We start from the raw sequence: 13,689 nt of genomic DNA on the forward strand, positions 1-13,689 counted from the left end.
TGATCAGAATTGGTAGGTGGAATCCGGAATGCAACCCTTTGTATTGAAAGCAATGTCGAATGGGACACCTGTCTTCCGGAGGGAAGTTTGAGGCATGACGAAGGGGCTGACTGACATCTGCGTCCCAGACGCCAGGACGAGAGGCAGGACCTTGCACAAGGGCGTTTGCCTCTCCCGCGCGCTGACAGCGTCCCTCATGCTGACCACGGCGCTCGTTCCCGCCGCTGCCATTGCCGGTGACGTCCTGCCTTCCGGCGGGGAGTTCACTGCGGGCAACGGGACGATTTCGGCGAGCGGCCCGCGGATGGACATCCGCCAGACGACCCAGTCCGGCATCATCAGCTGGAACGGCTTCTCCGTCGGGTCCGGCAATCGCGTTCATTTCGACAATGGCAACGGCGCCACGCTCAATCGCGTCACCGGAAACGTTTCGAGCCGGATCGACGGCAGCCTCACCGCAACCGGCAGCGTGTTTCTCGTCAATCCGGCCGGCGTGGTGGTCGGCGGCGGCGGCATGGTCGCCACCGGTGGCTCGTTCGCCGCCTCCACGCACGACGTCACGGATACGGATTTCCTCAATGGCGGCGGCACGACCTTTTCCGGCACCAGCACGGCCGAGGTGGTGAATGCCGGCACGATCCGCTCCGCCCAGGGTGACATCGCGCTGATCGCCCGGCGGGTGGAGAACACCGGAACCCTCGAAGCGCCGAACGGCACAGCCGGTCTTGCCGCCGGCTACGAGGTGCTGATGAAGGACAGCGCCGACGCGGACGGGCTCCTCTCCGTGCAGCTTGGCGGCCCGGACACGGAAGCGGTGAATTCGGGCACGATTGCCGCTGCCAATGCCGAGATCCGCGCCAATGGCGGCAACGTCTACGCGCTGGCCGGCAACACCGACGGCGTCGTCAAGGCGACCGGTGTCACCAGTTCCGGCGGGCGCATCTTCCTGACCGCCGGCAGCACGGGCAAGGTCAAGGTCACCGGCCGGCTGAAAGCCCGGACGCTCCCCAAAACGGCTCCTGTGCCGACCCCCAGACCCGCCACCGAAGGCGGCAGTGTCACTGTGGCCGGTGGCGATATCGCGATCTCCGGCACGATCGATGTTTCCGCCGAGACGAGCGGGGCCAAGGGCGGCATGGTGACCGCGATTGCATCGTCCGGCATGTCCTTTTCGGGTACCATCGAGGCGAAAGGCGGGGCCGGCGGCTCAGGGGGCTTCGTCGAGACCTCAGGCGAATCCATTTCCATTGCCGATACGGCCCGGGTGACCACCCTTGCCGATGGCGGTGAGGCCGGCACCTGGCTGATCGATCCCAACGATCTGACGATCGCGGAAAGCGGCGGCGACATGACGGGCGCCACCATCGCCGCCAATCTCGCTGGCGGCAACGTCAAGCTGTCGAGCAACGACGGGGCAACCGACGGCAGTGGCGATATCTTCGTCAATGACGCAATCTCCTGGACCGCGGATACGACGCTGACGCTGAACGCGGTCCGCAATGTTGAGATCAATGACACAATCACCGCGACCGGCACCAATGCAGGTCTCGCTCTGACCTATGGCGGCGGCTACAGTTTTGCCAATGGCGGCAGGATCACGCTCTCCGGTGACAGCGCCAGCCTGAGCTTGAACGGCAACGACTATACTCTGATCCACGACGTCAATGACCTTCAGGCGATCTCCGGCAGCGGTCTTTATGCGCTTGCGGAGACGATCGATGCGAGCGGAACCACCTCCTGGAATTCCGGTGCAGGGTTCAACCCGATCTCCGGCTTCAGCGGCACCCTGGCAGGGCTGGGGAATACTATTGACAGCCTGACGATCAACCGCCCTGGTGAGGCAGTGGTTGGCATGTTCTCCTCGACCAGCGGGGGCTTCCGGGACTTCACCCTGTCCAATGTCTCGATCGTGAGCGGCGGAAGCGTCGGTGCCTTGGCCTATCGCTTTAACGCGGGGCAAGGCGCTAGCAATATTCATGTCACTGGCACGATCACGTCGCTTGGCGGCGGTGGCCAGGTTGGCGGCCTGGTCGGCTGGAGCGACCAGACCGCCATTTCCAATTCGTCCTCGACGGCGACGGTGATGGGCTTCGGTGAAGTCGGCGGTCTGGTCGGGCGCTTGCGCGCAGCTTCGATCACCAATTCCTATGCCACCGGCGCCGTTACGGGAACGACCGACTATGTCGGCGGGCTCGTCGGCAGCACCTATCAGGGCGGCATGCTGACCAATGTCTATGCCAGCGGCAACGTGACGGGCACCACCAATGTCGGAGGCCTGGTCGGCGGCGCCATCCTTGCAGGTGCCGTGACCGCGACGAACGCCTATTGGGATGTCGATTCGACGGGGCAGAGCACGAGTTTCGCCGGCACCGGCATCGGCAACGCGAATGCTTTCACGCAATCGACCTATTCGGGCTTCGACTTCACCAACACATGGGTGCTGATCGACGGCGAAACGCGGCCGATGCTGCAAAGCGAATATTCGACCACGATTTTCACGCCCCATCAGCTTCAGCTCATGGCGCTGGATCTGGGTGCCGACTACACGCTGGGCGCCGATCTGGATATGACGGGCGCGTTCGCCGCCAATAGCGGCGGCTATTATGGTGGCGTCTGGAGTTCTGCCGGCTTCGACCCGATCGGCATATACAGCGCCAATCCCTTCACCGGGAGTCTCGACGGGCAGGGCCACACGATCTCAGGTCTGACGATCGACCGCCCCGGTGAAGATCATGTCGGATTGTTCGCCGTTACAGAAAACGCCGAGGTCAAGGACTTGAACCTGTCCGGCGGCAGCATCATCGGCGACCGGGTTGTCGGTGCTCTGGCCGGAGACTTCAACGGCGGTTCGATCACTTCGGTTTCCTCAGATATTTCCGTCGAGGGGAGCGAATTCGTCGGCGGCCTGGTGGGGTCGAGCCAGCAGTTCACAGCAATATCGCTTGCGTCTGCGAGCGGTGACGTTTCTGGTTCCGGTGATGCAGTCGGCGGCCTGATCGGTGCTCTTTTCGACGGTACGCTTTCCCGGTCCTATGCCACCGGCAGTGTTTCCGGCAATAGCCTGGTCGGAGGTCTCGTCGGCGCGAACGGTTATGCCAGCGGTGGCGGCACGATCGATCAGTCCTTTGCCACCGGCAATGTCACCGGTTCGGGTTACGGCCTTGGCGGACTGGTCGGCGGCAACGAAGGTGCAATCTCCAACGCCTACGCAATGGGGAACGTGACCAGCACTGGAGCGTCCTCTGCGACAGGCGGATTTGTAGGGGTGGTCTTCAGTAGCGCCAGCATCGAAAATGCCTATGCGACCGGAATGGTCACCGGGGCCGCGCCGGTGGGTGGATTTGCCGGCAGCAGTGGTGCCGATGCGTCCGCCATAAAGTCGGCCTATTGGAACACCGAGACCAGCGGACAGGCAAATGGGATTGTAGCCGGCGGCGGAGATATCACCGGCCTGACGACCGCCGGGCTGCAGGGCGTTTTGCCATCGGGTTTCTCCAACGCCGTGTGGGGCACCGGCACCAATCTCTATCCTTATTTCAACTGGCTCTATCCCACCGGTGCAAGCGCCGTTTCCGGCTTCGCCTATAGCGACGGCGGCACGACAGCGCTCACCGGCGCCGAGATCGGCATTGTTTCAGGTGGTTCGTTCCTCGGCAGCACGGGCACGGGCGCCAATGGCTATTACTACTATCTCGCCCTGCCTGGCGCGCTCGATGCCTCCGGCGCGCTCACCTATCTGGATGGCGGGAGCACACAGAGCGCAACCTATTCCGACAGGCTGACCGCATCCGGAATCTCGGGCGCGGATATCTGGGGCAACACCTTCCGGATCGAGACGGACGCCGCCGATCTAAACAGCGTTTCGACGGCCTTGGACACGACGATCGGCTCGTTCAGCGACAGCGATCTCGATTTCATAAACAACATCCCGGGCAGTGCTCTCAGATCGGACGGCAACGGCAAAAGCCTCGATATCGATCTCGACGCCAGCTCCGACTTCTCGCTCAACCAGAGCATGTATGCCGGCGGCGGCCTGACGGTTTCAACGGACGGCACGTTCTCCGTTGGCGAGAATCTGATGACCCTCTGGGCCATCGGTGGCGATCTGACCGTGAACGGGGATCTTGCCTGGGCGAATTCCAACCAGCTCAATCTCTACAACGACAAAAGCAATTCCTCGATCACGATCAACGGATCGGTCACCGCTGCAAACGGCAAGCTGCGCATCGACCGGACAGGCAGCGCCACGAATGTTTCCTCCACGGCGACCGGGGACATCTCTGTCGGTCTCTTCAGAACGGATACGAACTGGTCGCAGGTGGGCAGCAGCCTCCCAGACTTTTATGCAGGTGATTTTTCCCTGCCGGACAATGGTCAGTTCCTGAGGGCGCTCGGCGGCGATGGCAGCGAGGCCGATCCCTATCGGATCTTCGATCTCTATGGCTTGCAGGGCATTACGGCTCGGTATGCGTGGAGCGCCAACTATGGCGTGAATTATCAGCTCGTCGCCGATATCGATGCCTCAGGCACCCGCAACTGGAACAGCGGTGCCGGCTTCGCTCCGGTCCTTCTGGGAGGGAGCCTGGACGGAAACGGACACACGATCGACGGGCTCTTCATCAACCGGCCCGATAGTTGGGCCGGTCTTATTTCCTATTGGAGCGACAGGGCCCTGAGTGGTGCGCCGGACGTCGAGATCAAGGATCTGAGCATCACCAATGCCGACGTCACGGGAAGTTCCGCCGGGATTGTCTTTGCGCATCAAAGCGCCGGGTACCAGGCCGCACACAATCTGTCGAACATCTTCGTTAGCGGCTCCGTGACCTCCACACGCGGTTCGGTCGGCGGTATAGCGGCGTCGGTTTGGGGCAATTTTGACGGCCATGGCGGTCTGTCGACGATCAGCAATGTTCATGCGGATGTGTCGGTGACCGCGTTGTCGGGCTTTCAGGCCGGTGGATTGTTTGGCACCGGCAATGAATATGTCACGATCCTGGATTCCAGCGCGACGGGAACCATAGATGGCGCCTATGACGCGGGCGGACTGATCGGGGACACTTACGATCACGTGACGATCAGGAACAGCTATTCCACGGTAACGGTCACCGGCAGCAGCAGTCTGGCTGGCGGACTGGTGGGCTCTGCATCCAGCGGCCTTGAAATATCCAACTCCTTCAATGCAGGGAATGTGAGCGGCCAAACGGCCGGCGGGCTTGTTGGCTATGGCTCCGATATCCGGATTTTCGACGCCTATTCGTCCGGCGCCGTGACGGCCACGGGAGCCAGCGGTTCTGCCGGCGGCATCGTCGGCTATGCGGACAGAGGTGTCGATATACGGACCTCCTATGCAACGGGTGCAGTGACCGGCGCCACGGCGGGCGGCCTTGTCGGCGCCATGTCAGCGGCGAGCAACAGCATCGCCAACAGTGTTTGGGATGTCGAGACGACCGGCCAGTCGCTCGCGGCCGGTAACGCCGGCTCGGGCACTCTCACCAACGTTGATGGCGCCACCAGCGCCGAGATGAAGCAGCTTTCGACCTTCATCGACCACGGCTTCGACGTCGATGACGAGGGCGCCACGGGTGCGGCCTGGCGCATCTATGAGGGCTATACAGCTCCGCTGCTGCGCAGCTTCATGACCGGGCTGACGGTGACGGGGGGCAACAGCACCAGAACCTATGACGGCAGCGCCACAAGCTCGGATGTCGGCACGCTCGTCTACGGCTCGCCCTATGACAGCGCCCTGATCTTCGGCACAGCCGGCTATCTGGCTGCCAACGCGGATGCGGGCGTCTACACCGGCGGCGATCTGACCCTGAGCGGTCTGTATTCAAGTCAGTTCGGCTATGACCTGACGCTTGTCTCGGGCTCTCTCGCCATCACGCCGAAGGCGCTCACCGTTTCGGTCGACGCCGACAGCAAGATCTATGACGGCACCACCGCAGCAACCGGCAGCTTCGGAAGTCTTTCCGGTCTCATCGGCGGCGATGTGGTGAATGTGTCCGGCAGCGCCAGCTTTGCCTTCTCGGATAAGAACGTCGGCACGGGCAAGACGGTCACCGTCTCCGGCCTTGGCCTGACCGGCGTGGATGCGGGCAACTACACGCTGTCTTCCACCGCCACAACCACGGCGAACATCACGCCGAAAGCCCTGACGGTCACCGCCTTGGCCAACGACAAGGTCTACGACGGCACGACGGCAGGCACCGGCTCCATCGGGGCTTTGAGCGGCCTCGTCAGTGGCGACATGGTGGCGGTGTCCGGCGGCAGCTTTGCCTTCTCGGACAAGAACGTCGGCACGGGCAAGGCCGTCACTGTCACCGGCATCGGCCTGACCGGTGCGGATGCGGGCAACTACACGCTGTCTTCCACCGCCACAACCACGGCGAACATCACGCCGAAAGCCCTGACGGTCACCGCCTTGGCCAACGACAAGGTCTACGACGGCACGACGGCAGGCACCGGCTCCATCGGGGCTTTGAGCGGCCTCGTCAGTGGCGACATGGTGGCGGTGTCCGGCGGCAGCTTTGCCTTCGCCGACAAGAACGTCGGCACCGGCAAGACGGTCACCGTCTCCGGTCTCGGCCTGACCGGCGCGGATGCGGGCAACTACACGATTGCTTCGACTGCGACCTCCAGCGCCGACATTACGCCGGCGACCCTGTGGGTGGCGGCAAATGCGGGGAGCATGACCTATGGGGACGGCGCGCCGACCCTTGGTTATACCTATGGCGGACTGGTCGGTGGCGACGATGCGTCGGTGCTCGCCGGAGCCCTGACCAGCAGCGCGGCCTCCACCAGCAATGTCGGCAGCTATGGTATCACGCAGGGTTCGCTATCGGCCGGCGGCAATTACCAGATCGCCTTTATCGGGGCGAACGTGACGGTCATGAGACGGGCGGTAACGGTGCAGGCGGACGATCTGCAACGGGATATCAACGAGGCCAATCCCGCGTTGACCTACACCATCGTGTCCGGAACTCTCGTGAATGGCGATCAGTTAAGCGGCAACCTTTCGACAGTGGCGGACGCCAACTCGCCGGCCGGCACATATGACATCGACCAGGGTTCGCTGGCGTTGTCGGCCAATTACGAGCTGACCTATCTTGGCGGCGTTCTGACGATCCTCGATGAGCCTGGTGTGCCGACACCAACCGTCCAGCCGCAAACATTCGAGTCCTCGCCCCCTCTGCCTGTCGAGGCAGGTGATGGAACGACCGACACCTGCGAGCCGGTGATCGTTCGCGAGAATGGCCCGATAGCCGTTCATCCATGCAACCGAACTTACGGCGCATGGCTCAGCGCCGTGGTGGAATGATCATGGTGCCAAAGATACTGAGCCGCCGGCACGTGACGCTTCCTGCCGCGCTGACCGCGGGTATCCTGCTCTGTCATCCGGCTGCGCTGGCGCAATCGGCCATCGAGCGGAACCTGCCACGCGTCACGCCCGGGGAGCCGGTGTCTCTTGGCGTGGACGCGCAGGAATTCGGTGCGACAGACACGACGCCCCTCGGTGTCGATCTCGCCGGGGTCTTTCTGATCGGTGAGAACGATACGGTTGCCGCCGCGCCGCCCAAAGGCATCGGGGGACGGGTCGGGATCATCGAACGGCAGGCAGCCGAGGCCGCCTTGCGCCCGTTCATCGGCGAGCCGTTGACCCTGGCGCTCGCGGGCCAGATCCAGGCGTCGATAGCCCGGGCCTACAAGGATGCGGGCTACCCGTTCGTCTCCGTCACCCTGCCGCCGCAGGAGATCACCAGCGGCGTGCTGCAGGTCCGCGTCATCGAATTCCGCACCGGCCAGGTGAAGGTCGGCGGCGTCGCCCCGGAGGAAGCCGAGAGCATCAGGAACGGGTTGCGCGCCGTTCCGGGAGACAGGATCGATGCGCACGCTCTGGAAGAGGATCTGAACTGGCTGAACCGCTCCCCCTACCGGCGCGCGGAGGGGGTCTTTCGCCCCGGCGAGGAGGCCGCGCTCAGCAATCTCGACGTCACGATCAGGGCGCAAAAACCCTGGAATGTCTTTGCAGGCTGGTCGAATTCGGGCTCAGGGGACACCGGGCGGGACCGCTATTTCCTGGGGGGCAACGCGCGCCTGCCCCTGCCGGGAGGGCCCTGGATTTCCTATCAGATGACGGCGAGTGATGACATCTGGAGCGATCCGGGGATCGTCATCCCTCGGAAGGGGGAATATTCGGGCTATATCAGCCATGCCGGCAGGATCACCATCCCGACCTTTGCCCGGCAAAGCCTGGAAATCGCGCCGGCCCTGGTCGCCACCAGCGAACGGCCGAACCGCTTCTTCACCATCGAGAACACAACGTTCGAGCTGCCCGTGATCTATCGCTCGGCGGTCTCCAACATCCTGCCGGGACGCTATTGGGGTGATGTCTATGGCGGCGTCGAGTTCAAGCGCCTTGAGCGGAGCACACTGTTCTATGGCGTGCCGATTGCGGAAGGCAGCGCCGAGCTTTTCCAACTGGTCCTGGGCTGGAGCGGAAACTTTCAGGACCGCTGGGGGAAAACGGCCGTGGACGTGCGGCTCAAGGCCAATCCGGGTGGCATTCTCCACGGCAATGACGCGGCCAGCTGGCAGTCGTTCTCCAACGGCAGGATCGATGATCTCAGCTATGCCTATGTCGCCATGGATGTGACCCGCGCCACGCCTTTACCGGCGCGTCTTTCCTGGATGTCCTCGATCTCGGCAACCCTTGCCGCCGAGGCGCTGCCGGATACGGAGCGCGTTTCGCTCGGCGGGCGTTATGCGGTGCGCGGTTACAATTACGACGACGTCAGCGTGGACAGCGGCATCATTTGGCGCAACGAGCTGCGCTTGCCGAGCTTCTCGCTGCTCGGGAACCGGGCCGCCGGCGACTGGCTTCCGCCCGTGCAGGACAGCTTCTCGCCCTATCTTTTCGCCGATCTCGGATTCGGGCGTGATCACACCACGGATCGCAACACGACGCTGGGCGGACTGGGGGCAGGCTTCGACTACACCATCGCCGACACCTTCACGGCCAGTGTCTTCGCCGGTGTCGCACTCGACGACGCCGGCTACACGAAAGCCGGTGACTGGAATATCCAGGGCATGGTAACCGCGCGGTTCTAGATCGGTTCATCGTTTCATGGAAACGCTTTCCCGATCTATCTTCTTTGTTTTTCCGCATTTATGCGGTCGTCAGGTGATTCCACCTGACTGCAAAATGCTCTAGATTTCCGTCAGCCTCGAACAATCGCGGCCGGCGGATCGGGACGCGCCGGAACGGCGTCGCCTTTGAACAGTTATGACAGTCAGGCGATCATGTGGTCGAAGATCGCAGTCGTCATTCTTCGGGGAGGCCAGCGATCCGCAGGCCTTGGACAAAGAGTTTCATGTAGTGTGCGTTGTTACGCTGGGGGTGATTTCGGACGTTGGTCGCAATGGTGACATCCGGATAGGCTTCACGATATTTGGCGATCGCAGCCCGTGCTTCGTCTACTTGCCCGGCAAGCGCCGCATAGGTCGCATATTGGCGATACGCCCAGGTAATGTCCGGCTTGCTGGCGATCGTCTTGCGGGACAGTGCTGCCGCTTCCTTGTATTTGCCTTCGGCAAAGAGAACACCGGCCAAACCGAAATCGAGATTGAAGCCAAGCGGGTCGAGTGGGCTCAGCCTCTTTGCCTTTTCGAAGCATCGCCGCGCGTCTCCATATTGCCCGATGAAGAAGTGGGACCAGGCCAGCCGCGCCCACGCCCAGGCATTGTTCGGATCAATCTCAAGGGCGTGTTGCAGCAAATCCTGGGCTCTTTCCTGATCCCCTTCGCCCTGACTGATGGCTGCACCGACCGCGGCCAATCCTGTTGGGTCGTCCTGAACAAGCGGAACCGCCTTAGCAGCCCAAGATGCCGCGAGTTGACGGGATTTGTCCGGATCATCGCTCCAGTAGTAGACCACATCCTGAGCGTGGCACCACGCCAGTAACGCCGCGGCCCGTCCATAGTCGGGCACAAGCTCCAGCGCCTGCTCGAACAGGCACGCGGCTTCGGCATTCTCCTCTCTATTATGCCCCCACAATTTCGGCAGACCTGCCAGCACGCAATCATAGGCGCGCCGGTTCTCCGGTGGCTTGGCGCGCGCGAGCATGATTTCGGCCGACCGTATCGTAGGCGAAATTGCCGAGGCGACCCGGATGGCAATCTCATCCTGAAGCTCGAAAACATCCTCGAGCCCGCCATCGAACCGGTCGGACCAGATTTGTCTTGAGGTCTTTGTATCCACCAGATGGACATAGAGCCTGATCAGCGAACCACCACGCCGCACCGTACCTTCCAGCGCATAACGCACACCGAGCCGCTCACCGATCTCATTCAGGGGGATCACCTTGTCCTTGAAAGCGATGGCGGTCTGTCGGGCAATCACGAAAAAGTCGCCCACGCGGGATAGAGCCGACGTGATCTCCTCAACGATCCCGTCGGCAAAGAAATCGTTTCCATCGCCGGAGGCGAGGTCGTCGAAGGGCAGGACGACGATCGAGGGTTTCCCCTCCTCGGGAGGCGCGACAGCCGGGCTGTCGTCGGATTGTTCATGGCCAGTCTCGCCCCTCGAAGCCGCCATCGGTTCTGGTGATGCACCTGACCCGATGATCAGGTTGGTCGTTTCCGGATCCGGCTCCGCCCCGAACACCCGCATCGTCGCCTCTCGGCAAAGCTCGAACTGCCGGCGCGCTTCGTTGAATTTCGACTGGGCAAGATACAGTCGTATCAAGGTCCGGTGTGCTCTTTCGTCTGAATCGTCCAAAGCCAGCAGCGTGGCGGCAAGACTGCGGCAGGTCTCCTGCAGATCCGTGTTGTCGTTTCTCGCGATCCGCGACAGCTTATCGGCCACCGTACCGGCAATCAAACGGTATCTTGTCCGATTGTCGCGAAGCCAGCCTTCGATCTCTGGCAACACCGGTACGCCTTCCAGGAAATCGCCACGATAGAGTGCGGCTGCCCGAACGAGCAATTGTGGGTCGTTCGAGGCGGAATAGGTTTCGAGCCGGATGCAATCAACGATGGCTGATGGGGCCGCTATCCATACATGTTCGCTATCGGCGGCGAGCAGAGGTCGATCCGATGGAGCAATCAGCTTGCGCAGCCCGCTCAATGTTTGCCGCAGACTGTTGCGCGCCTGCGCATCGGCCCGATCCGGCCAGAAGACGCCGCACAGTTTTTCCCGGCGACACCGGGCTTGTGGCGCCGTGGCGACATAGGCGAGCAACTGGGCTGCTTTGCGCGTTTGGAAATGCAGCTCGGTGTTGTTGCGGTCGACAAGCGAAAGATCGCCGAGAAGGCGAAGAGGAGGCTCACTCTGGAAATGCTCCCGATCCATCGGCCACCGAGATCGTTTCGCATGTTTTAATGCATTTATAACGCCGATCACGCCCGTGCGACAACTTCGCAAACGCCTTTTCCGACGGATCGCAAATGGCTGCGGTCGATCATCCTTCCATCAGCCAGCACGAAGGAAGGATGAGAGACATGACCCGTCAGATTGCATTGGACGCCACCGCCAAACAGCAGACGAACAACGAACGATCATTTCTCTTCGAAAGAATTGCTCGGGCTCTTTTCAACCGCCCGAAGAAGGAGCCGGTTGAGCGCAATCCTCTGTCAACGGAGCAGAAAATCCTGATCACGAATCTCAAGTCGATGCGTTGATCTTGTTCGCGACGAGGTAACCTTCAGTCGCTGCAGACTGCCGTGCAGTCACATTGGCAAGAAGAGACTGCGGGAGGGACGGGTATGCCGCTACATTCAGAACATGACGCCTGGAGCGCCGGCATTGGTTACGACAGTTACATGGGGCGTTGGAGCCGCCAGATCGCAGCGAAATTCCTGACCTGGTTCGCGCCGCCGCAAGGTGCTGACTGGCTCGAAATCGGCTGCGGCACGGGCGCCCTTACCGAAACCGTCCTTGCAACCTCGGCCCCGCGCTCGATCCTCGCCACAGATCGTTCTGAGGACTTTTTAGCTCACGCGCGAAACGCCATTGTGGACCCTCGCGCCCGATTTAAGGTGGCCGATGCGCAATCAATCCCTCTGGAAGACGGGTCGATGGACGTGGCGGTCTCCGGGCTTGTGCTGAACTTCGTGCCGGACGCGGTCGCCGCACTTACCGAGATGCGGCGCGTGCTGCGTCGGGACGGCATCCTTGCCTTCTACGTCTGGGACTATCCCGGCGGTGGCATCGGCTTTATCGATACCTTCTGGAAGGCCGCTGCCGAGATTGACTCGGAGGTGCGCAACCTCGATGAAGGCGCGCGCTTCTCCTTCTGCACCGAGGCAGGCCTATCTACCCACTGCTGGGAAGCGGGTTTTGACAGCGTGGAGATTGTGCCCCTCGAGATCGCGACGGAGTTCGAAGATTTCGAGGCGTTCTGGCACCCCTTCACGCTTGGGGCAGGCCCGGCGCCGGGCTACTGCATGAGCCTTGACGACGCGCTGCGCGCCCGACTTAAGGCGCGCCTCGCCGAAAAGGTCGGCTTGCAGGGCCCCGTCCGCCAAGTCGCTCGGGCTTGGGCTGTCAGGGCGCTTGTATCGGCTTAGGATTCGCGAGACCGGCCGCGACAACCGCATTTTGTGGAAGCGGTGTTGTGGATCGAATGTACGGATTTGCGTTAGAGCGGAATCCGATCATATTGCATCGTATCCGGCGGCTTTGAAGTAGTTCCGGCATTCGTCTGGCGTGAACAGATCGATGATGCGGCCGATGGCGTTCCAGAGGCCATCCACGGTCCGCTCGGCGGCTTTACGCAGATGGGCTTTGAGCTTGGCAAAGGCGTTCTCGATGGGGTTGAAGTCGGGCGAGTGGGGCGGCAGAAAGCGCAGCGTCGCACCGGCTTCCTCGATCAGTTCGCGAACCTTCGGGCCCTTGTGGCTGGAGAGGTTGTCCATGATCACGATATCGCGGCTCGAGTTCGGGCACCAGCACCTTCTCGACATAGGTCTCAAAGGCGATGCGGTTGATCGGTCCGTCGAGCACGAAGGGCGCGGCGATCCCGGTGGTTCGCAGACCGGCAACGAAGGTGGTTGTCTTCCAGTGTCCGTGCGGCACGCCGACCCTCAGCCGCTCGCCGCGACGGCAGCGCCCATGGTGGCGTGCCATATTCGTCGAGGCCCAGGTCTCATCGATGAAGACGAGCCGCTCCGGATCGAGATCGGGCTGGCCGTCGAACCAGGCCTGCCGCCGCTTCACGATGTCGGGCCGGTCCTGTTCGGTGGCGTGCGCGGTCTTTTTTTGCGCGTGATGGCGTGCCGCTTGAAGAAGCGTTGCAGCGAGCCGAAGCTGAAGGCCAGACCACGCTCCTTGAGCGCCTGCCGAACTTCCTCGATCGTGCGGTCGGCTTCCGGCCCGAGGGCTTCCACGATGGCGGCCTTGTGGGTGTCAATGCGGGCAGACTTGCGATCGCCGCCGAGCGGCTTCGGCATCACATCGCCCTGTTCGCGCTCCAGCGCCCGCCAGCGGCTCACGCTCGCCGCACTCACCCCGAAACGTTCCGCCGCCTCGCGGTGCGTCGCACCCGAACGGACCGCAGCAACCGCACGCGTTCGAAGATCGACCGAGAGAGCTTTCGACATATCTGCCGGCCTCCATCCCGGCAGATAGCTTGAATCACGCTTCCGCTGATTTGGGAATCCCGATTCAATCAGATCGGGTCACGCTCTAGG

The 13,689-nt window shown here is 62.3% G+C and carries 5 protein-coding genes and 1 pseudogene; 4 read left to right on the forward strand and 2 right to left on the reverse strand.

Annotated elements, in window-relative coordinates:
- Nucleotides 1-94: 94 nt before the first annotated feature.
- Together NUU27_RS13950 and NUU27_RS13955 are read left to right on the forward strand one after the other, a co-directional pair.
- Nucleotides 95-7,318, forward strand: coding sequence for a YDG domain-containing protein (locus NUU27_RS13950; protein WP_257762723.1), 7,224 nt, complete (start codon nucleotides 95-97; stop codon nucleotides 7,316-7,318).
- Between the two features lie 2 nt (nucleotides 7,319-7,320).
- Complete coding sequence (locus NUU27_RS13955; RefSeq protein WP_257762724.1) at nucleotides 7,321-9,108, forward strand: ShlB/FhaC/HecB family hemolysin secretion/activation protein; 1,788 nt, start codon at nucleotides 7,321-7,323, stop codon at nucleotides 9,106-9,108.
- A 214-nt stretch (nucleotides 9,109-9,322) separates the two neighbouring features.
- Here the strand turns inward: NUU27_RS13955 and NUU27_RS13960 are convergent, their stop codons facing one another.
- The gene (locus NUU27_RS13960) at nucleotides 9,323-11,350 is read right to left on the reverse strand and encodes a tetratricopeptide repeat protein (protein ID WP_257762725.1); all 2,028 of its coding nucleotides are present in this window, start codon (nucleotides 11,348-11,350) and stop codon (nucleotides 9,323-9,325) included.
- Between the two features lie 149 nt (nucleotides 11,351-11,499).
- Between NUU27_RS13960 and NUU27_RS13965 the strand changes: the two genes are divergently transcribed.
- The gene (locus NUU27_RS13965) at nucleotides 11,500-11,679 is read left to right on the forward strand and encodes a hypothetical protein (protein ID WP_257762726.1); all 180 of its coding nucleotides are present in this window, start codon (nucleotides 11,500-11,502) and stop codon (nucleotides 11,677-11,679) included.
- Nucleotides 11,680-11,763: 84 nt separating this feature from the next.
- Nucleotides 11,764-12,567 (forward strand): class I SAM-dependent methyltransferase, encoded by an 804-nt coding sequence (locus NUU27_RS13970; protein ID WP_257762727.1) that lies wholly within the window; start codon nucleotides 11,764-11,766, stop codon nucleotides 12,565-12,567.
- Nucleotides 12,568-12,654: 87 nt separating this feature from the next.
- Here NUU27_RS13970 and NUU27_RS13975 read toward each other — a convergent pair.
- A pseudogene (locus NUU27_RS13975) lies at nucleotides 12,655-13,599 on the reverse strand (IS630 family transposase).
- Nucleotides 13,600-13,689 lie beyond the last annotated feature (90 nt).

Origin of the sequence: Nitratireductor sp. ZSWI3, assembly GCF_024655565.1 — a bacterium.
Lineage (GTDB): Bacteria > Pseudomonadota > Alphaproteobacteria > Rhizobiales > Rhizobiaceae > Nitratireductor.